Here is a 22,634-nt window from a genome sequence, read left to right on the forward strand (position 1 = left end):
AGAACTCCTCTTTTTTAAAAGATGAAAAACAAAAAAGGCAAAAGTAGATAGTTACTTTTGCCTTTATATATTGCTAGAGCCTAGACGTTTTAATATTCAAGCTTAGAGCCTCTAATACCCAATTCTAGAACGATGGTTCAAGCCTAGAAGCTTCTTTCCCATCCGGCATATAATGTAGCATCCCAGTCGTCGCCACCAGAGGTGACATACTCACTGTAGCTAATAGTGCCACCCACTTTCAGAGTACCTTGATAAAAAGGTCTATGATAGCTGGTATCATATTGGTATACCCGCTCATATTCGCCTGGTGATACTGGGTTACCACCAATTCCTACGTTTGCATCTACACCATCTGTATTGAGGCGCAACCAACGTAGTTTATTGGTAATATTTTGACCACCACCCAGCTGAGTGATACCACCGACAACTAAAGTCTCAGAGTCATTATCATAGGTGCTGCCTAAGCTGCGGCCGTAATAGCGGTAACCACTCTTGTAAAAGCCATGCTCATATAAGCAGTTGTATTTCTGTGGATCGATACCACAAGAGACTTTAGTGTCCGAGTATTCAATAAATACTCGGGTGTTGATGTCGGCCAATACAAAGTCGATACCGCCCATGTTAGCCGCATTGATCAGTTTGTTTTTACCATTGTGGTAATCTTCATGGGTACGCTCGTAGTAGATACCATAAGGAATGCCAAAGGCGGTATCTGACCAGCGAAAATCATAGCCTGCGAGCATGTTTTCTTGGCCGTTCTCTAGCTCACCTTCATGTTTACCGCCATTAAACAGTCCATCCCACCAATCACTCAGGCTATTACCGTACCCTTCGCCGCCCCATTGCATGGTCCATGAGAAGCCAACTTCCAATTTCGAAATCGGTCTTATTGTGCCGCGAGCGCCCCAGTGTTGAGTATCTGGCACATAGCGGTCGCTTTCCATTTGACTGAATGCGGTAGTGAAAGTCCAAGGGCCAATCCAGTTAAGCCAGGGTGTTTCAAAGGCTTGGCTGTTATTGCGGCTTAAGGTAATGCCAGGCATTGGGCGAGCGTTCGTGGTTTGGATTAAACCGCTGTCCCAGCCTGGTCCCCAGTACTTTTGTTGTGCGCCAGCGCTAACGATCCAGTTTCCTAACATCACAGCTGCAAAACTATCATCCAAACGGGTACTGTTACCGTCAATTGGATCTGCATGATAGCTTGCCGAAAGACGGCCACTGAACCAATCTTTGGTCACTTCTGCGCTAACAGTGCCTTCACCTTTATCACGATAATCTTGGCCAAAGCCAATAAATCGAGTGGTATCGGTGCTACCCGCTAGCTCTACTTTAGTGCTAAAGCCACGATGATCTTTAGCATAAGCTTGATTGACTCGGTCAAAAGCACTGCGTTGAATATTGGAAAGCTTAGTTGGATCGGCCTTGTCCAAATCCTGCTTTAACCCGTCCCACATCAATGGGTAAGTGGTAATAGGCTGAACAATAATGCCAGTATCGGATAGTAGTTGGATATCGGCTCTAAGAGCCAGATCTGTAGGTTCTACCCACCATGCAGCTTGTACTGAGCTACAGCCAAAAATAAAGAGTCCTGCTAATAATTTGAGTTTCATTGTGATCCCTTTTGTCAATGAAGCGCATTCTAGAGTATTTCACTAAAAGCTGACAGTGTAGAGTGATTTGTTATTGAATATAAGGTGGGTTAACACTCAATTAGTTACTAAGTTATTCAAAAATATTGATAGATTTTACAGTTACTGTAAAGCGGGGGTTATCGGGGAGGAAGGTGCGTAGATATCGCTCTAATATCAATAGACAATATTAAAGCGATGCTAGGCGACTATTTACAGGTTATTTAAGGGTAAAAGTGTCAAGCAGATGGATGTAATCTAAGCTAGTACCAATTAACACTTCAAACTCTCCAGCTTCTGCCAACCAATCGTTTGATTTTTCATCCCAAAAAGACAGGTCACGGCGGTTAAGCTGCATGATAACTTGCTTGCTTTCACCTGGTTGTAGGATGACTTTAGCAAAGCCTTTCAGCTCTTTTACTGGTCGCTCAACGCTGGCCTTTTTATCATGTAGATAAAGCTGCACCACTTCGGCGCCGCTTACTTTGCCAATGTTGGTCACCGTCACTGACACATCTAGACTGTCATCGAGGTTAATGGCCTTTTTAGAAAGCTTAATACCGCTAAGGGTGAAGTTACTATAGGACAAACCATGGCCAAAACTAAACAGTGGCTTGATGTTTTGCTGCTCAAACCAGCGGTGGCCTATAAAGACGCCTTCTGAATAGAGAGATTCAACAGCATTGTAATCATTCAGTGCTATAGGCGCGGTATCTTCTAGTTTCTTAGGCAGCGTAAAGGGCATTTTACCGCTTGGGTTTACATCACCAAACAGCATATCAGCAACAGCGTGACCGCCTTCCATGCCACTATAGGAGTTCCAAACTATGGTGGATGCTTTGTCGACCCATGGCATTTCTACTGCACTACCTGCGGTGATGAACACCACGGTATTAGGGTTGGCGGCAATCAGCTTTGCTATCATCTCATCTTGTTGATTAGGAAGAACGAGATCGGTTCTATCGATAGACTCTCTGTCATCACTATGACTAAGGCCACCAAAGTAGATCACCGCATCGGCATTTTTTGCTGCAGTTAAGTATTCTTCTTCACTGTTAAATAGCTTATTAGGCGTATCCCAACCTAGGGTATAGCCATCACTACCGCTGTATTCTATTTCGAACTGGTAATCTTTGTCCTGTACCAGTGAGATGTTCTTGTTTAGTACTTCTGTTGAACTGCTATCAAACTGTAAGACTGAACTACCATCGACTTTGATATTTATTTTACCTTTAGCGGCCACTTTTAAAGTATGTACACCGGATTTTAGCGGCTTTATAGCCGCTTTCATGGTGATAAATTGTGGCGTACCTTTAGCGACTAAATTAGACGGTTTAAACTCAGAATCGGCTATCCATGACTCTTCGATAAGCTGTTGACGGTTTTCATCGGTAAAGTAGCTAATATTCCACGATGGCGTACCTGTCCAATGACGAGTGGCTAGATAATCGTTGCTGATTGGCGCTAGTTTACTGCTTTGAGCACGCATGACAGTAATGTTAGCTTTGCCCGCTAGTTTGTCCTTAAGGCCTTGCAGTGGCGTGACCTCATAAAGTGATTTTACCTCTGATGAACCGCCACCTAAGCCATGTTTCTTATCAAGATTAGGGCCTAGGACGAGAATGTTCTTCACTTTATCTTGTTCAAGTGGCAATACTTGGCGACTATTTTTAAGCAGTACGATGCCTTCTTCGGCAATTCTTTTGGCTGCAGCGCGGTGGGAAGCAATATTACGTTGGCCAGCAAGGCGGTAGTTATCCATCATGCCGATGCTCAGTTGCACCCGGAGTATTCGCGTGACTTTATCATCGAGTGCGGCGACAGGTACTTTCCCTGCGTTAATCATTTTAATCAGTGGTTCGGCTAGAAAGTAGTCTTTGTAATGTGGGACATCAGTGCCCATTTCAAGATCTAAACCGTTGACGGCAGCGTCATAGGTATTGATATCTACATTCCAGTCAGTCACCAGTAATCCTTTATAACCCCATTCTCCTTTAAGGATATCCATGACGAGGTGTTTGCTTTGGTTAGCGTTAGTACCTCTAAATTCGTTGTATGAACCCATCATGGCATAAACATTGGCTTGTTTTACTGCCGCCTCAAAGGCGGGCAGGTATACTTCACGCAAAGTACGCTCGTCGGGTTTAGCATTGACTCCTGTGCGATTTAGTTCTTGAGTATTGAGCGCATAATGTTTGATGGTGGCGGCAACATCATTTTTTTGAATGGCTTTAATTTGTGGCACCACAAGCTTAGATGCTAAGTAGGGGTCTTCACCTAAATACTCAAAGTTACGGCCATAGAGCGGTAATCTTGCCAAATTAACGCCAGGTCCGAGAATAAGATCTTTACCGCGATGGCGGGCTTCACTGCCGAGCACTGCGCCATGCAAGATAGCCATGTCGGTATTCCAACTGGCGGCTACCGTGGTTAATACCGGTAGATAAGTTGAGTAATCACTAGTCCAATTTGCCGAGTTCCAGCTATTACGCTCTATCTCATGGCGAACACCGTGTGGGCCATCAGATAGCCACATTTCGTGGATCCCAAGGCGCTCAATAGCGGCTGTAGTGAATTTTCCGTTGGCATGAACTAAAGATACTTTTTCGGCCAGTGTCATTTGTGGTAATAGCGTTTGAATTGTTTGCTCGACTAAATCTAAACGTTGTTGCAGAAGTGGGCGACTAGGTTCAACTAAGCCTATATCTTCATAAATGGTTTGTTTCACTTGAGTTTCAGCCAAGGCCATAGGGGCTGTAACTAGAAAGGTTGAGATAACCAAGCTGCTAAGGGCTAATTTATTAGTTATAGGACGCTTCATTCTAAATTCCATATTAGTTTGTTGAAGTGGTGATGGGATTAAAGCCGTTATTTTTCGACTAGCGGTTATTGAAAGTCGATAAATATATTGGCGGTAAGCCTGCCTGTATCAGGGCTGTTATCGATATCCTTAGCTGGGTTTACTATGCTGGAGTGTAGTAAATTACCTGGATATATCACTAGTCTGTTTGGGCGGTATTCTATCTGCTGGTATAGGTCAAAATGATGATCACTCTGGTTGCAATAACCTTGCTTGGGTGCTCCATTTAACTCATTGTGTTTTTGCGCCGAATCAAAATAGGGCTGGCAGCGTTGTTCGCTGATCCGCTCCCATTGAGTTGGTTTATGCCGAAAGAAACCCGTAGGCCCATGCTCATTAGGGTTTAAGTAATGCATGATGGCAAAGTAATAGGGCTTGGGCGTATCGAAATGCGGCATTCTTTGTAAGGTCGAAAGCGCTGATTCCTCACGGGTTATCAGCGATAAAAATAGGCTTTGAGGCTTGAGTCGTAACTGCCGCGGAATGTTATAACACCGATAGATCCCTTGAAAAACAGCGTCGATCACTGCTTTGACGTATTCACGGGGGAGTTTTGCCCTGATCCCAGGATAATAGGAGTTAAGGTCGTCTTTAAAATCTGCCTCTGTGGTGGCATAAGTAATAATATCATCAGTGCTTAAACTAAAGTTATCTATGATGACGACAGGCGTTTTTTCCTCACCGATTAAGATTACTTTGGGCATGGCTGCAGGGTTAACGCTAATCATATTTTGCTGCATTTTGATGTAACCTGCTTAACTGTTATTAGCTGTATTGTGTATAGAGTTCAATGTAGCCCTATGGTTTAAGGCTACATTGAACGACTCTGATGACTACATCATTGGTGATTTGCAGTAATGCTGAATAAAATCATAATGGTGTGGTAGGTTGTCATTCTTGCGCTTCACCACACTCTTAATGTTATTCAAAAAGGCTTTAAGCTCTTCATCTTCCATCATGTCAACAATAGGGTGATATTGCTTAGGCTCAATACCTTGGCCTAGCATCACTTGGATCCAAGAGCTTTCACCGAACAGTTCGTTAGGATACTTGTATACTTTGGCTGCTGCGGCAAACATCTCTAACCGATGGGCAAGCGATTCAGGTATTGGCATACTTGAACAATAACGCCAGAACTTGCTGTCTCGTCTTTGGGTAACGTGGTAGTGCAAGATAATAAAGTCGCGCACGTTATCGGTTTCAAACTTCGTCTGTGCGTTAAATTCGTCAATATCGGCTTGTACTAAACCTTGCGCTGGAAACATCTGCATTAAGCGCACAATGCCCCGTTGAATAAGGTGAATGCTGGTGGACTCAAGAGGTTCAATAAAGCCACTTGATAGCCCGATAGCGACACAGTTTTTGTTCCAGTGCTTACGTCTGGTTCCGGTCTTGTATTTGATGACCCGAGGCTCTGTAAGTAGGTCGCCCTCAATATTTTCGAGTAATAACTGCTTTGCTTGCTCATCCGTCATATATTTACTGCAAAATACCAGTCCGTTACCAGTTCGATTTTGCAGTGGAATACGCCACTGCCAACCTGATTCACGTGCTATTGAACGGGTATAGGGTACTGGCGTGTTGGTGGTGGTTGTTTGCACGGCAATGGCGCTGTCACAAGGCAGCCAATGGGACCAATCTTCAAAGCCAGTATGCAATGCATCTTCAATCAACAAGCCTCTAAAACCGGTACAATCGATAAAGAGATCGCCTTCAACTAACTGACCAGAGGCCAACAATAGGCTCTCGATTTGGCCATCTTGTTGATTGAGGTTTACCTCCGTGATCTTACCTTCAATGCGGTTGCTCCCATGTTGCTCAGCAATTTTTCTAAGGAATTTTGCGTATAGCCCCGCATCAAGGTGATAAGCATGGTTTAAGTCTTGATTCGGCAGTACTGCAAATTTGCCTGTGCGAGAGCCAAGATGTTCCGCACAATAGTCACCAATTTCACTGGCAAAGCCCTTTTTACGGCCTTTTAGCCAAAAATGTTGAAATCCAGCTGCCCAACAATCCTTACCTAAAAAACCAAAAGAGTGTAGGTAGTCTTGTTGCTCATCGCGCCAGTTTTCAAAAGATATCGCCAATTTAAAGGTGGCGTTGGTCGCCGCCATAAACTCTTGCTCGTTAATCCCCAGTAAGCGATGAAATACATGCAATGTAGGGATAGTGGCCTCACCCACACCGACGGTTGGAATATCGTCGGATTCAATTAGGCTGATATTAAGGTTTTTACCTAGTAGTTTTGACAGCGCCGCCGCAGCCATCCAACCTGCGGTGCCGCCACCGGCAATGACGACATTTTTAATCGGTTTATTTGTATTCATCATATGTCCTCTATCAGCGTAAACGAATGGCTCAGCGCTTTAATTTATTCTGTAATTCAGCACGTAATTTGCGTGCTGATAATTCATCAATAGGCAGCGACAGCATTCCTTGGGCATGCTCAGCAATATGGTCAGTGTCGTGCAGTTCATGTTCAAAAACATAGTGGTTAAACATCGCTTGCCACGCTTTACGTTGGGCTATTGGTAAGCTTCGCAAGCTTAAAATAGCGTGCTGCAATGCATTAGTTGGCCTGCCCATATACGCTGCTGAGTCTCGCCACCAGTGAGTGACTAGCACATTGATGGCATCAAGTGCTTCGACGTGGTGCCACCACATACTGGGAATAAAGAGTGCATCACCTGGTTCAAGCTCGGCCACTTGCGCCGCTTCTAGAGCCAGTTCGAATTTTGGGTACTTGTCAAAGTCAGGTGCGTGAAAGTCGACCATACTGATGTCCTGTCCGCCGGGAGATAACTCCATCGGCCCCACGTACAAGTTGTCTATCTGCTCTGGTGGAAACAGGGTAAAACGGCGGCGACCGACAGCTGAACAAGCAAGGTTATTGGGAAAATCAAAATGCGCGGCAATTCGACTTTGATTACCTATCCAAACACTGGTTAATGGTTTTATATCATCTATTGCGAGTGGGTTGTCGGCTGCAAACCCAGGTAGCCATCGGTTAACTTCGGTAGAGCCGACATACAGTGTTGGCGGCGTTTCGTCGTCTATATGCGATAATAGCTTGTCAAACACCTGCCTTAAATCAACCTGACTGGCTCTAAAGTTAAAGCCAGTGAGTTGCTCGTTATAAAAGACTCTTCCTTGGTGCTCGCTCTCGCCAAAACAAGCTGTTACTGGCACGCCACTGTAGAACTGAAGTAAATAATCAATCGCGGCTTGGGTAGAGTGCTTGCCTGCTTGAACCAATGGCCACTCTGCGGCAAAGTCTTTTAAAATCAGCGGCTGAGTCGACGATAATACAAACTCAGGAATATCGCCTGGTTTGCAATGACTTATCTGTTTGACGCTCTTTTCGACTGCTAACATAAATACACCTTTTTCTGTAACCGCTTACATCAATGGGCAAAAAACTATTGTTCTATCTGCTTGTTTTTCTTATCCAATAGTGTGCGAATATTGGCTTGTGAGGCAATGGTCATATAGATGGCTTGTAGATAACCTTTGTCATGCAGCTCAGCCAAATTATCACTTGAAAGTGTTTTTAGTTTGTCTTCGTTGACGGTATAGAAACCAATCATTTGATGCTTGCTGCCGTTATTGAGCTCAACATCTAAGGTAAAAGATTCAAGCAATTCAAATTTAAGTAGTGCCTCAACAAAGCTGTCACTGTCTTCCAATCCGTTATGGATGACATCTAACATATCCGCAGCAGTATCGAGGAAGGGCGTATTACCACCAAACTCAAGGAACAGTGGTTCACCTTGCTCGGTGCTCACTCTTGGGTTATTGAGATCAATATGCAGTACTCGCTGCGTTTTTTGTACACCATCTTCCATTATGTTTTGACTACCAATCAAAAATGGCTGACGCCTTATGGCCAATGGAACGTAAGATGCCTGCCAATGGCCGTTTTCTAAAAATAAGTTCTCTTGATCTTTAAAGCCAAACAGTGCCACAGAGAAGAAACGACCCGTTTGTGGATCTTTTTGGAAGAAAATAGGGTAGTGAGCTTGTACACTTCTGAATTCAACAGGGAAGGTCAATGAATACCAAACATTATCGCCATAGTGCGCAGAGTGTTCGGTGATAACTTTGAGATCTTTATGTTCAATGCTGTTGAGCATGACGTTGTTGTTCGGCGTTTGGGTCGTGGCTTGTGCGGTCATTTTGACTCCTTTTTAATTTTTATAGTTGCTTTAGTCGTTATATTTTAGGAAAACCAAATTGATGAACTTTATCGAGTAGTGCTCTATTGCTTGGTAGTGCTGAAAGCAATTGATGACTACGTTGATTATTTTGTTGAAACAGTGCCATGGCCTTTTCTTGCTCTGCTAGATTTATGTAGCGCGGTGGCGCACTGTTAAAGCCCATACCAAACAGCACATATTGAAAGCTAGCCGCTGGAAATAACGCTTCGGTTTCAGTGATATCGTAAGAGTAGGGCAGTTGATATTGCCACAGCGCTAATTGTTGCTGTAAAGATTGCGGTATTGAGGCTATATCTCGATTGTCACGCCAATATTCGGAGTCGTTACGTTGACTGATAGCGTAATGCAGTTTGAGAAAGTCGACCACTTGACGCCAGCGCTGTAAAAACTTTTCATTGAAGCGTTTGGCTACCATCTCCATCGCCTGGCTGTTTTGCGGTAATTGCTCGCTGATCATCTTTGCAGACTGTTCAATGAGCGCGAGTGCTGATGCTTCTAGCGGCTCTATAAAGCCTGCGGCAATGCCAACTGCAACACAGTTTTTATGCCAAAAGTGGGCTCTGTGACCGGGGTTAAATGTTATTTTCCTAAGTGATGCAGACTCAGCCTGTGATTTACTCATACTCGATAACAAATAACTACGTAACTCGCTTTCTGCACGGTCATCATCAGTGTGGCTGCTCGAGTATACGTAACCGACGCCGCGGCGTGAGGGCAGGCCTATATCCCAAATCCAACCAGACGATTGTGCGGTTGAGTGGGTGCAAGAGCTAATGGCGCTTTGTTGGTTTTCATAAGGTACTTGTACCGCTAAGGCTGAGTCATTAAACAGTACTGACTTTTTCTCAATGAAAGGCACTTGGTAGTGCTCGCCGATAAGCAATGATTTAAAACCGCTACAATCAATAAATAGATCGCCGCTAATGGTGCCATTAGACTTTGTATTTAGCGCTGCAATATCGCCGTTGTCCTGGCTACTTATAGATTCAACATGATCAACAATATGCTGTACGCCGAGCTTTTTGCAGCAATGACGCTGCAGAAACTGAGCAAATTTTCCGGCATCTAAATGGTAACCATAATTGGCATTGCACTCATACTCAGGCGTAGAAATGAGTTTAGGTGCGCTGCCTTGATCACAAAGCCTGCCTTGGTAAGTGACCGCATTAGTAAATGAAACTTGCTGTTTATGGGCTTGCCAATGCTTAGCGAGATTAATCTCGTGAAACTGACTTGGTAGAGAAAACGGATGATAATAGCTGTGATTATTGAACGGGGCTTTATCCGAGCTTGCTGTAGAGGGGGAGTGTAACCAATCGATAAATTTTGAGCCTTGCTTGAAACTGGCGTCACACTCAATCATAAATTCGGTTTCAGAAATCCCCATTTTTTTGAGCGTACCGCGCATTGAAGGCCAAGTACCTTCGCCGACACCGATGGTAGGCACTTGTGGTGATTCAATAAGAACAACTTCGAGCGTACGTTGTGATGGGGTTGCTGCAACATTAATGTGCTCCGCAGCAATAACCCCAGCGGTGAGCCAACCTGCTGCTCCGCCACCTACAATGATCACTCTTTCAATGTCGTTATTCATACTGCTCGACCTATTATTTATTTTTATTAAGTCACTCTTTTACAGTGTTTATCTATATTGAGTTAATTGATTTCGTAGTTTGTTACAACTAATTAACCGTTGCCAATATAACCTTGCTGTAGGAGTAGATCCAGTCACTTTATGTATCAAGATTTACGTTGAAGATGTAAGGCTTGAGTCCAACAAATGGCGGGTAAAAATGGCTTAATAAAAATAATATTAATACTTAAATAGAAAAGAGAAGATAAAGCCACAGCATTGGCTTCATCTTCTCTATACGCTCTAGAAGGTGTAACGCGCGCCTAAGCTATAGCGTGCACCTGTTTGAGTCAGATTTAGCACCTGCTGGTTAGCACGGCCATGGACTCGGGTATATTCGTTGGTAATGTTTAAACCTTCGAAAAACACCGTTAAGCCTTCAAGTGATTCAATATCGTAGCTAACATTAAAATCGACTTGAGAATAAGCTTCTGTGTATTGCGGATTAGCGCCTGTATCTTGACCTGTAGAGTTCAGGAACTCGTCACGCCAGTTATAGGCTAGACGTGCTTGGAAGCCATAGTTGTCGTATACGGCGATAAAGTTAGCTGTATCACTAATATTCGTTAGTACGTTTTGTGCAGCATCACCTTCGCGGCCTAAGTTAGCGTTATCGTAGTTATCACCTGCGTTAACGAGTGTATAGTTACCTATCAAACCAAAACCAGATTCGCCAAAGAAGTGCTGCAGTGCAAACTCCCAACCGTCAATAACAGATGAATCACTTAAATTATCTGGCTCAGTAATTAAGAAATTCATATCAGGATCGGTTGCAGGATCGCCATAAATAATACCGTTAGCGGCATCTACTGATGGATCGTTTGGATAGTTAGCAAAAATATAGTCACGGATCTCTTGACCTGTAGATGCCCCTGCTGCCTGAGCTGCATCAACTTTAGGGCCATTAGCTGGGTCTGCAATGTTATAGATATTAGAGTTTACTTGACGAGAGTCTATGAAGTTTGTGACATCTTTTCTGAAGTAACCGACAGAAGCGTAACTGGTATCAGAGTAATACCACTCTGCAGAGAAATCATAGTTAGTTGACTCAAGTGGCAATAAGGTTGGATTACCTGATGAGCCACTACCGCCACTTTGGTTAGCGAGAGAACCAACGACAGTTCCGCCTTGAATAGAGGTGTAATCAGGGCGACCAATAGTTTCACTATAGGCTGCACGTAATACAACATCTTCAACGACTTCGATATTAAAGTTTACGTTAGGCAGGTAGTAGTCGTAATCGCCCGTTTTTGTCTGGAAATCTTGCATCCCCGTTGATTGTAGCTCAATTTCAGTATCTGCTATCCAATTTGCCGCATCATAGCTGCCAACTGCAGAAGTTGAAGTCACATCTGTTTTTTCATAGCGCAGACCAACATGAACATCATAAGGCATATCACCGAATTCTGATTCGAAATTATACTGAATATAAGCAGATGTAGATTCTTCTTGTGTGAAACGATCGACGTCCATCGCGTACTTTGTTGATGGACAGAAGTCTGTGCCACAATCTCCCGCACCTACATATCCATCTGGAGTATACAATGCTTCAGCACGATCTCTGACAGCATCAAAATCCCAGAAAAATATAGTATCTAGTAGATCGAAATCACCGTCAGCATCGGCAAAGTTGCCTTTGTCGGCATCGAATTTGTCGTGAATGGTATCTGCTGGGAACCATGAATCTTCGAAATCACCAGCCTGACCTACACCGCCCCAATCGTTTCGTTGTACGTTGATAGATTGAGAATGGTTGTTGACATCGGTCAGAGCGATACCAAAATCAATGCTACCAGCATTATCAAATAGGTATTCACCATCTAACTGGTACTGATCAATTTCTGATTTATTACGAGAGTTACCAAAAACACTGCCAGTTACACGCATATCTGATGGTTTAACGGCATTGCCACCACCAACGGCCAATGCCGGTAAATCCTTAGAGAAATCTGTTGCGGCACTAGTACGAATAAACGCTGCTGTACTAAGCGTATTGCTGCTACCGTAGATACTGTTTGGCTTAATTTCAGCATCAGATTGATGCATATCTAAACTAAGGTTTAAGCTGTCGTTAACCTGCCAATCAAGATTAAGGCCTAAAGAGCCACTTTCGTTACGGACACCGTAATCTCCTGCACCCATTGAGAGATCTTGAGGGCTATCATAATTTTCAGAATAAACCAGTGGCGATGAAACAGGGCCGTCAGTCCACGTACTCTCTGAAGGTGCAAAGGTAAACCACGCTGATACGTCGTTATATTGGGTGTCGATGTCATTACGCATATAAGTGTAATCAAGCGTGGCAACTAAAGAGTCAACTGGACTGTATTGCAGTACTAACTGACCGTTAGTACGAGTACGTTGTTGTTCTTCAAATTTATAAATAGTGGTTTGTGGAACCGAATAAACATCCCCTTCACCAGGTCGATTGACTTGATTGTCTTGTGGAACACCACCCCATTCAGCAGTCCCAGCTCCCCAGTCGTTATCGACTTCACCAGGAAAACTGCGCCAGCCGGTTCCAACGTTTGCTTGTTGGTTACCACTTTCACGCTCTTGGTAGCTGGCAGAGATAGAGATACCAAACTTATCATCTGCAAAAGTATTTGAATATAGACCTGAAAGCTCTGGTGTGATGTTACCTTTATCTGTTGAGGTATCATCAACCGCTTTCGCACCAAATGTCGCTTTTAGACCTGGAGTATTGAGTGGACGATGAGTGAGGACATCTATCGTTGCACCTATACCACCTGTAGGGCTTGAAGCTAGGCTAGTTTTTCTAATTTCAACACCGCTAATTCCCTCTGATGCAATGTTGGCAAAATCGAATGAACGAGAGCCTGTAGTTACAGGCATTTGACGACCATTGAGTAATACTAGATTTTGGTCTGCGCCAAAACCACGGACAGAGACTCGACTACCTTCACCGTTTTGACGGTCAATAGATACACCAGGAATTCGCTGCAATGATTCAGCTAAGTTTGTATCTGGCATTTTACCGATATCTTCCGCTGAAATAGCATCGACGATACCGTCAGAAGACTTTTTGATGTCCATTGATTTGACTAAACTGCCACGGATACCCGTTACAGCAATAACTTCCATGGTTGCATTTTCTTTATTTTCTGCTTCAGCGGCATACACCGGCGTCATTGTTGACGCACTCAGTACCAAAGACAAGCTTGTTGCTAGCCTCGTCTTCTTAAATAGTTGTTGTTTCATCTCCATCCCCCAGAGTCATTCAATCATAGTTTTAATTTTTCTCTAAATGTAAGCGCTTACAAAAAAGTTTAAAAAAAATAACTAGACCACTTTGTAAGCGCTTACACAAACCTAGGGTAATTTGTGATCAAGGTCAACATTAATTCACTATTAGTTAACAAAAAGGTAACTATGGGTACAGGGAATGTGTGAGCTAAGGCTTGCTGAGTAAGGGGTTGGTGCACAAATATCTTTACTGGCTTTATTTTTTTAACTAAGTATTTTTTTGCTGTTTGAGCTAACAGGAAGCATTTAGATAGGCGTTGTAAAATATGTATGTTTACACCATAACTTGCCTCTAAGGCGGGCTGCAATACTGCTTAGTCAGTATCAAGCGGTACATATTGCTTTCATTGTGGTAAACGGTAGTGATAACGCTAGCTGTTTATTGAGGTTTTTCTTACAGATTAAGAAAATTATTCATAGAAAGTGAATGTAAGCGCTTTCATTTTTGTTTTTTTGTGCCTACACTATTGTTGTCAGAATGTTAATTAAGGTCGCATTTCGACATTTGAGGGCTACGACATCAAAGAACCCAAGTCTTTGGTTCCTTGGCTCTGATTGTGAAACTTAGTTAAGACTGCTCGGCAATGAAGCTGAGCAGTGTCTTTTTCTATTTCAATGGCTAGCAACCCCTAACTATAATTCTTAGTTAACTTTGTACTCTTTGATAGATACATTTAACTTGGCAGCAACTCGCTATGCCCCCACGGCTGTGATTCATAAAAAGGGCAGGTCAGTATAGGCGACTAAGGGGTGACCCTTTAGCGGCCTATTAATAGCGTATTGTTAGATTATGAAACAGCACTGATAGAGTCTCTAGCGATGAGCTTAGGTTCAAACACATTTTTGACTTCAAGATCGGCTTGCTTAAAGGTATTTTTAAGGATCCATCTTGCAGCCATCTGTCCCATAAGCTTAATTGGATAATCAATTGTGGTCAGCTTAGGATAGATATACTGCGCTAAAATGATGTTATCAAATCCAATTATTGATAGATCTTGTGGTATAGATATTTGATGTTCACGAGCATAAGTCATCGCACCAGACGCCATTTCATCATTTGCACATACAACGGCAGTAAAAGGCTGTTTATCTTTAAGTAGTTGCCTCAAACCATCACTACCACCGACTTCTTGGTAATCACCTTCATAGGTTAATTTAGGGTTATAACTGACATTAAACTCTTTCAAGGCTTTTTTATGACCTTTTAAACGGTCACTGGCATCCATCTTCCAATTCGGGCCAGAAATGTAAGCGACCTGTTTATGTCCTTGAGCGAGTACTGCTTTTGCTGCAAGGTAGCCGCCGAGTTCATTATCGAGGCTTATGCAGTTATCTGCGATTGCCGGAATAAACCGGTTAATTAGCACAATGGGGACTTCATTTTTAACGAGATCAACAAGGTACTCATCTGATACCGCTTCAACATGTAAAATTAGCGCGTCACATCGGCGGCTGATAAGAAATTCAATCCCCTCTTTTTCAGTATCTTCTTCGCTATGTCCTGCGGCAATGATGGCATGCTTTTGTGAACCTCGAAGCTCTGCTTCAATACCGCTAAGCATGGAACCATAGAAAGGGCCATGTAACTCCGAGACCAAAATACCGACACTATTTGAGCGATTAGAGGCAAGGGATTGCGCAATCGCATTAGGCCTATAGCCTAATTGGTCCATCGCATCTTGTACTTTCTTTAGTGTCTTTTCACTGACCTTAGCGTTTTTATTCATCACTCTTGATACTGTTGCGAGTGATACCCCGGCTAGTACTGACACATCGTAAATCGTTGCCATATATTCCCTATTAAACGCCCATCGACATCATTTATTTACTTTACGTGTTTGCGGCATTAAGTTCACTTTGAATCTGCTCAACTTTCTTATCATCCAAGATATACCACTTCATCACGACTGCAACAATTAAACTGCCGATCGCCGGATAAAGGGTGAATGATAGCAAGATCCCCGATTTTGTTGCTTCAGTTTGTTCTACATCTGCTTGGTAACCATAATAAGCCAATGCCCAGCCAGCCAGTGCGCCGCCAAGTGCTACGCCGAGCTTAATGAAAAATATGATGGTTGAATAAACCATGCCGGTAATGCGTACTCCGGTTTTCCATTGCCCATAGTCGATGGCATCAGCCATTTTTGCCCAGAGTAAAGGCGTGGCCATATCAAGGAAAAACTTCCACAAGAAGAATGCGATAAAGGCCATTATTACCTGATCGGCGGCAATAAAATAGCTCAAAATACAGATAATGGCTGCAATAATTTGCAAACCAATATATGCCTTTATCTTACACATTTTCTTTGCAAGTACTTGCGCGAGTGCACAACCGAGCATACTGCCGATCATCCCTGTGGTCATAAAGGCGGTAATGAGATCTTCTCTTAACAGGAAGTATTTAACGTAATAAACGGCGAGGGTGAATTTTAGCACCTGACCGGTCAGCAGAAATATACCCGTGATACATAAAATTCTAGCTTGGTCATTTTGCCAAAGATGTTTAATCTCTACCCAAAAGTTAGCTTTTTGCGTCTTAGGTGCACTAATCCGTTCTTTAGTTCCTAAAAAACACAGCAGAAACAACACCACGCCAAAAAGGCTCATGGCGGTCATGGTGAGTTGATAGCCTTTGGCTGAGTCACCGTTACCGAACCACTCGACCAATGGCAGGGTACAAGAAGCAACAATTACACCACCGAGCATGGCAAATACAAATCGATAAGACTGGACGGATACTCGCTCAGAGGGTTTTGCAGTAAGTACTCCACCTAAGGCACAGTAAGGAATATTGATGGCGGTATAAACCATCATCAGCAGTGTATAGGTCACAAAAGCATAGATGAGTTTATTGCTGTCACTGAGGTCGGGAGTAGTAAATGCCAATACACTGATAAGCCCGAATGGAATGGCAAGCCAGAGTAGGTAAGGGCGGAACTGGCCCCAGCGAGTGCGGGTTCTATCGGCGAGAGAGCCCATAAGCGGATCGGTAATCGCATCAAAAACACGCACGACTAAAAATAGAGTACCCACTGCAGCGGGTGATAAACCGACCACATCAGTATAGAAAATGAGTAGAAACATCATCACGGTTTGAAAAATGATGTTACTTGCCGTATCACCTAAACCATAGGCAATTTTCTCTTTTACTTTAAGCATTGTAGCCTCATTATTTTTATTCTTTTTGGGTGCTTGCTTAACTAACCTCTCTACTAGTTAATAAATTGCAGCAGAGAAGTTAGAGAATGTAAGCTTTTTGAGTCTGATTTTAAAGCTTGTTATGCTCGGAGACTGATAAAATCTCGGTAAGCTTTAGCACTGTTTTTCAGCGTGCGCTGTTGAGTCAGGTAATCAACGTAGACGATACCAAAGCGTTTTAAGTAGCCTTCCGCCCACTCAAAGTTGTCCATTAAACTCCATGCAAAATAGCCTCTGATATCGACGCCGGCTTCGATGGCATCGTTTACCGCATTTAAGTGCTGATCGTAATACTGAGTGCGATCTTCATCTGCAACGCAGCCATCTTGGAGTTTATCATCCATAGCAGCACCATTTTCGGTGATGTAAAGTGGCGGCAGGGGATACAGACTGTTTAATGACACTAGCAGCTCTGATAGGGCTTTAGGGTAGATCTCCCAGCCAATATCGGTATGGGGCACATCTGGTACTGTGACTTGTTCAAACTGGTTTTCAGCACAAGCTTTATAAACTGCGCGGGTATAGAAGTTAACGCCCATGAAGTCTAATGGTTGGGCAATGATCTCCATGTCACCAGGCTCTATTTGCGGCAACTCTTCAGCAGGTAAGTTTTCAATGATACTTGGGTAGCACTTGTCAAAAAGTGGCTTTATATACCATTGATTAAAATGGGCGTCTGCAATGTTGCTGGCATTAAGATCTTGCAACGAATTTGACTGTGGATAGCATGGCGTGAAGTTAAGCACTATGCCATTAAGTGCATTAGGGCTATTTTTTTGCAGTACTTGCATCGCTAAACCATGAGCAAGCAGTAAATGATGCGCCGCTTTTTTCCCGAAAGAGCGACTCTTTAAACCTGGCGCATGAATGCCCGCTTCATAACCCAAATAGGCGCTACAAAAAGGTTCGTTAAGTGTGGCGTATGAATGAACTCGGTCGCCAAATGCTGTTGATATTAGATCGGCGTAATCTCGGAATTTATAGGCCGTATCTCGGTTCAGCCAACCACCATTATCCTCAAGGTGTTGCGGTAAGTCCCAATGATATAGTGTCACAAAAGGTTTAATGCCTTTTTCGATTAATCTATCTAATAACCGAATGTAGAAATCAACTCCCTGTTGATTAAGTGTACCGTCTGCAGTGATAACGCGTGGCCAAGAGATAGATAGACGGTAAGCATCAACGTTCAATGACTCTATTAGATCAACATCTTGTTGCCACAAATTGTAATGATCACAAGCTATTGCACCGTCAGAGTTATCTCGGATCTTATTAGGCGTATTGCAAAAGGTATCCCAAATACAGGGAAGACGTGAATCAATACCGCCTTCAATCTGAAATGAGGCGGTGGCGACTCCATACACAAAGTCACGCTGTTGCATTTTTGAATTGAAAGGCAAAGAAATCTTCATGGCGATATTAGTCATTTCCTAATAGTGACAAAAAATACAGCGCAATCATTAAAGTCATTAGCCTGAAGCATTATGCAGTCAAATAACATGATTGAACCTAATAAATCATTACTGTCATTCACTATTGGCCGATAAGTAGCAAGATTTCAGGCGAAGAAAATTGCAATATCAACAAACACTGTAGTAATGAAAGCGCTTACATAAAATGTTAATGTAACGGTTGATCTTCGTTGTGTTTGTGTTATAAATGAAAGCGCTTACATTGAGATTAGAGCGTAACAGAAAAAAGGTCAACACATTTATTTAACATGTTTGCCGAGATGTTACCGCTAGACAGTAGAGAGGCAGATTAGCTTGTATAAACGGCGACCCTGCTTAAATAACCGATATTGTAGCGATACTGGCTACACGCATAATAAGACTAATAAGGGGTGTATATGGCTAGTTCGCCAATAATGTCAGATAACAGTAGCTTGAATGAATCGAGAGGTACTGAAAAGCAAACATTCGCATTGGTGTCGCTAACGTCACTGTTTTTCATGTGGGGATTTATTACTTGTTTAAATGACATTCTAATTCCTCATTTAAAAGCTGTTTTTTCGCTGAATTACACTGAAGCAATGTTGATCCAATTTTGCTTTTTTGGTGCCTACTTTTTGGTCTCTATGCCTGCTGGTCACTTAGTGAAAAAAATAGGTTATCAGCGAGGTATTGTTACAGGACTTGTGATTGCAAGTTTTGGTTGTGCATTGTTTTATCCTGCAGCAGATCAAGCTGTTTACGGACTGTTTCTCGGGGCGCTATTTGTTTTAGCTTCGGGAATTACTATTTTACAAGTTGCGGCGAATCCTTATGTTAATGCGTTAGGTACTGCTGAAACCGCCTCTAGTCGGCTTAACTTAACTCAAGCATTTAACGCGTTAGGCACGACAGTCGCGCCTTATTTTGGCGCAGTGCTTATTCTATCGGTGGCGTCAGGCGCGGGCAGTGAACTGAGTCATGCTCAAGCTGAGGCGGAGCAGGTTAAGCTGCCATATCTTTTGTTATCGGGGATGCTAGCCACGCTTGCGGTAATTTTCTCAAAACTAAAATTGCCGGTTATTGAAGGTCATGGAGAGGTGCGCTCGGATGGCAAGGCCGTTGAGTATTTAGGAAAAACCAATGCAATTGGCCATCGTCATCTTGCGCTAGGTGCATTAGCTATTTTTGTTTATGTTGGCGCTGAAGTATCAATTGGTAGTTTCCTGGTCAGCTTTTTAGGCGAATCAAATATTGCTGGTCTGGAGGAGGCTGAAGCGGCGAAGTACATTACCTATTATTGGGGGGGCGCGATGATAGGGCGCTTTATTGGTTCAGCAGTGATGCAGAAGATCCCTGCAGGAAAAGTATTGGGCTTTAACGCAACCATGGCGGCACTGTTAGTGTGTGTGGCTGTAGTTAGCTCTGGTGCAACCGCTATGTACGCCATACTGGCTGTTGGTCTGTTTAACTCTATTATGTTCCCAACAATTTTTAGCTTAGCGCTGCAAAATTTAGGACCGCACACCTCACAAGGTTCAGGTTGGTTGTGTCTGGCCATTGTTGGTGGCGCGATAGTTCCGTTGCTGCAAGGTGTGTTGGCTGATGTCCTTGGCATTCAGTTGGCTTTTTTCTTACCAGTGCTGTGCTATGGCTATATTTTGTTCTATGGTCTTAAAGGAAGCCAAGTCGAGTTGGTTTCTAGCAAGGAGCACGTGTAATGGTAAGTCTATTCTTTAGCGAGTTAACTCTCCATGCAGGCCACTTAAAGGGAATTAAATAATGACTAACAATAAATTTATCCAGCATTTAGATGTCGCTATGCTAACAAAGCCGAAATTTAGCTTACTGGTATCGGCGTTGATTTTATCAAGTGTGACAGCTTGTTCCTTAAAAGAGGCTGAGCCTGTTGAACAGCGTGATGCCTCTGTGGTGTGGCCTAAATTACAACTAGAAGTGCAGCCAAATGCGGAGATGGAGCAAAAAATTGCGACAATGGTCAGTGGGATGACCTTGAAGCAAAAAGTGGCACAGATGATCCAGCCTGAGATCCGCGATATTACCGTAGAGGATATGCGCACTTATGGCTTTGGTTCTTACCTTAATGGCGGCGGTGCTTTTCCTAACGATGATAAGCATGCCACGCCAAGTGATTGGATAGCATTGGCTGAGGCTATGTACCAAGCATCGGTTGATGACTCTATTGATGGCTCTACAATTCCGACAATGTGGGGCACCGACGCCGTGCACGGACATAATAATGTAATAGGGGCGACGCTATTCCCACACAATATTGGTCTTGGAGCAGCTAACAACCCAGAACTCATTGAACAGATTGCGGCTATCACAGCTAAAGAGGTGATGGTAACGGGTATTGATTGGGTGTTTGCTCCAACGGTAGCAGTGGTTCGTGATGACAGATGGGGACGTACCTATGAGGGTTACTCTGAAGACCCTGAAATTGTTGGTGCTTATGCCGCCTCTATTGTAAGAGGGCTGCAAGGCGCCGCAGATGAAGACTTTCTTGGCGATGAAAGAGTGATATCAACGGTAAAGCATTTCGTAGGCGATGGCGGCACGGTTGATGGTATCGATCAAGGCGATAATATTGCAACGGAGCAAGCGCTATTTGATTTGCATGCCCAAGGCTATGTCAGTGGGCTCTCTGTAGGTGCACAAACTGTAATGGCATCTTTTAATAGTTGGAATGGGGTTAAAAATCACGGTAACAAATATCTGCTAACCGATGTGCTTAAAGAGCAGATGGGTTTTGACGGCTTTGTGGTTGGCGATTGGAATGGTCATGGTCAAATCCCTGGTTGCAGTAATGATAATTGCCCACAAACTATTAATGCAGGGCTTGATGTTTATATGGTGCCTACGGCAGCCTGGAAACCGCTTTTTGAAAATACCGTTGACCAAGTCGAGAGCGGCGAGATCCCAATGGCGAGAGTAGATGATGCTGTAACGCGCATACTTAGAGTCAAAATGCGTGCGGGTCTATTTGATAAGCCAAGTCCTGCAAAGCGAACATTGTCAGGTAAAACTGAACTTATTGGTGCTAAAGAGCACCGAGAAGTTGCAAAGCAAGCAGTTAGAGAGTCTTTGGTTCTACTGAAAAATAACGACAACATTTTGCCGTTGTCACCCAAACAAACAGTACTTGTTGCTGGTGATGCTGCTGACAATATCGGTAAGCAATCTGGTGGTTGGACAATTACTTGGCAAGGCACCAATAACACCAATGCAGATTTTCCTGGTGGCAGCTCAATCTATGATGGGATTAAAGCTCAAGTAGAAGGCGCCGGCGGAAAAACCATTCTTAATGTTTCTGGGGATTATGCGGTTAAACCTGATGTGGCAATCGTGGTTTTTGGTGAAGAGCCCTATGCGGAAGGCAACGGCGACATAGATAACTTGGAGTATCAACGCGGTAATAAACGTGATTTAGCCTTATTGCAAAAGCTGAAGGCGCAAGGTGTCCCAGTTGTCGCGGTGTTTATCAGTGGTAGACCTATGTGGGTTAACGCTGAGTTAAATGCGTCAAATGCTTTTGTCGCGGCTTGGCTGCCAGGTAGCGAGGGTGAGGCCGTTGCAGATGTGATATTTACTGACGTTGATAATCAAGTGCAGTTTGATATGACTGGCAAGCTGTCTTTTTCATGGCCAAACAGTCCAACACAAACAGTAGTCAATCGCTTTGACGATGACTACCTGCCGCTATTTCCTTATGGCTTTGGTTTAAGCTACGGCGATGAAACTGAACTCGAATTGTTGGGTGAAGTCGCTGAGCTGAGTAATGATGAGTCGCAAAGTGTTGCCATTTTCACTCGCTCAGTACAAGCACCCTGGGTGATGTCGATTGGCAGTGATAACGAGCAGGTAGCAGCGACTAGCAGTGTGCTACAGGGCGAAATGGTCTATTTGCGTACAGTCGATAAAGTGGTGCAGGAAGATGCAAGGCGAATCGAGTTTAATGGTAAAGGTGCAGGTTTTGTTCGGTTTACTAGTAATTTCCCAAGAGATCTAAGAGCCGCAGTTGAATCTAACTCAGCGCTGTCTTTTGCGGTAAAACTCGATAGTGAATTGAGCGACGAAGTCTATATCTTTATGGGCTGTGATATCCAATGTGGTAAGCCGCTGAATATCACCTCAACACTGTCTGAATTACCTAAGAATAGCTGGCAAACCATCAGTATTGATTTGAAGTGCTTTAGCGACACCGGGGTGGACTTTTCGAGGGTCAACTCACCATTCTCACTGTCAACGCAGGGGAAGTTAACGCTGAGTATTGCTGATATCGCCTTGCTGCCGCAAGCTGACAATCAACAAGCGAGTATTGATTGTCAGTGATTTGAGCCAGATAAGCCACCTTCTTGCAAGAGGGTGGCTACTATCTAA

General features: G+C 43.5%; 13 protein-coding genes. 2 read left to right on the top strand and 11 right to left on the bottom strand.

Annotated elements, in window-relative coordinates:
• Positions 1-143 precede the first annotated feature (143 nt).
• From L2730_RS18680 to L2730_RS18730, 11 genes are all read right to left on the bottom strand, one after another.
• Positions 144-1,610, bottom strand: a complete 1,467-nt coding sequence (locus L2730_RS18680) for a capsule assembly Wzi family protein (protein WP_248975975.1) — start codon at positions 1,608-1,610, stop codon at positions 144-146.
• Between the two features lie 238 nt (positions 1,611-1,848).
• Positions 1,849-4,449, bottom strand: a complete 2,601-nt coding sequence (locus tag L2730_RS18685; protein WP_248975976.1) for a glycoside hydrolase family 3 C-terminal domain-containing protein — start codon at positions 4,447-4,449, stop codon at positions 1,849-1,851.
• Between the two features lie 65 nt (positions 4,450-4,514).
• Positions 4,515-5,228 carry a DUF6445 family protein gene (locus L2730_RS18690; protein ID WP_248975977.1) on the bottom strand — a complete coding sequence of 238 codons (714 nt, stop codon included), beginning with the start codon at positions 5,226-5,228 and terminating at the stop codon, positions 4,515-4,517.
• Positions 5,229-5,321: 93 nt separating this feature from the next.
• Positions 5,322-6,815, bottom strand: coding sequence for a tryptophan halogenase family protein (locus L2730_RS18695; protein WP_248975998.1), 1,494 nt, complete (start codon positions 6,813-6,815; stop codon positions 5,322-5,324).
• 31 nt (positions 6,816-6,846) lie between these two features.
• On the bottom strand, positions 6,847-7,863 hold the full coding sequence (locus L2730_RS18700; RefSeq protein ID WP_248975978.1) for a cupin-like domain-containing protein: 1,017 nt from the start codon (positions 7,861-7,863) through the stop codon (positions 6,847-6,849).
• A gap of 44 nt (positions 7,864-7,907) precedes the next feature.
• The gene (locus L2730_RS18705; protein WP_248975979.1) at positions 7,908-8,663 is read right to left on the bottom strand and encodes a SapC family protein; all 756 of its coding nucleotides are present in this window, start codon (positions 8,661-8,663) and stop codon (positions 7,908-7,910) included.
• A gap of 37 nt (positions 8,664-8,700) precedes the next feature.
• On the bottom strand, positions 8,701-10,299 hold the full coding sequence (locus L2730_RS18710) for a tryptophan halogenase family protein (RefSeq protein ID WP_248975980.1): 1,599 nt from the start codon (positions 10,297-10,299) through the stop codon (positions 8,701-8,703).
• 282 nt (positions 10,300-10,581) lie between these two features.
• Positions 10,582-13,560, bottom strand: a complete 2,979-nt coding sequence (locus L2730_RS18715) for a TonB-dependent receptor (RefSeq protein WP_248975981.1) — start codon at positions 13,558-13,560, stop codon at positions 10,582-10,584.
• Positions 13,561-14,393: 833 nt separating this feature from the next.
• A complete protein-coding gene (locus L2730_RS18720) occupies positions 14,394-15,395 on the bottom strand; it encodes a LacI family DNA-binding transcriptional regulator (protein WP_248975982.1) in 1,002 nt (333 codons plus the stop codon).
• Between the two features lie 40 nt (positions 15,396-15,435).
• On the bottom strand, positions 15,436-16,764 hold the full coding sequence (locus L2730_RS18725) for a glycoside-pentoside-hexuronide (GPH):cation symporter (protein ID WP_248975983.1): 1,329 nt from the start codon (positions 16,762-16,764) through the stop codon (positions 15,436-15,438).
• A gap of 119 nt (positions 16,765-16,883) precedes the next feature.
• The gene (locus L2730_RS18730; RefSeq protein WP_248975999.1) at positions 16,884-18,215 is read right to left on the bottom strand and encodes a GH1 family beta-glucosidase; all 1,332 of its coding nucleotides are present in this window, start codon (positions 18,213-18,215) and stop codon (positions 16,884-16,886) included.
• A gap of 437 nt (positions 18,216-18,652) precedes the next feature.
• On the opposite strand from L2730_RS18730, the gene L2730_RS18735 reads away from it, so the two are divergent.
• Both L2730_RS18735 and L2730_RS18740 read left to right on the top strand, forming a co-directional pair.
• A complete protein-coding gene (locus tag L2730_RS18735; protein WP_248975984.1) occupies positions 18,653-19,954 on the top strand; it encodes a sugar MFS transporter in 1,302 nt (433 codons plus the stop codon).
• 100 nt (positions 19,955-20,054) lie between these two features.
• Complete coding sequence (locus L2730_RS18740) at positions 20,055-22,586, top strand: glycoside hydrolase family 3 protein (RefSeq protein WP_248976000.1); 2,532 nt, start codon at positions 20,055-20,057, stop codon at positions 22,584-22,586.
• Positions 22,587-22,634 lie beyond the last annotated feature (48 nt).

Origin of the sequence: Shewanella kaireitica, assembly GCF_023284045.1 — a bacterium.
GTDB classification, from domain to species: domain Bacteria; phylum Pseudomonadota; class Gammaproteobacteria; order Enterobacterales; family Shewanellaceae; genus Shewanella; species Shewanella kaireitica.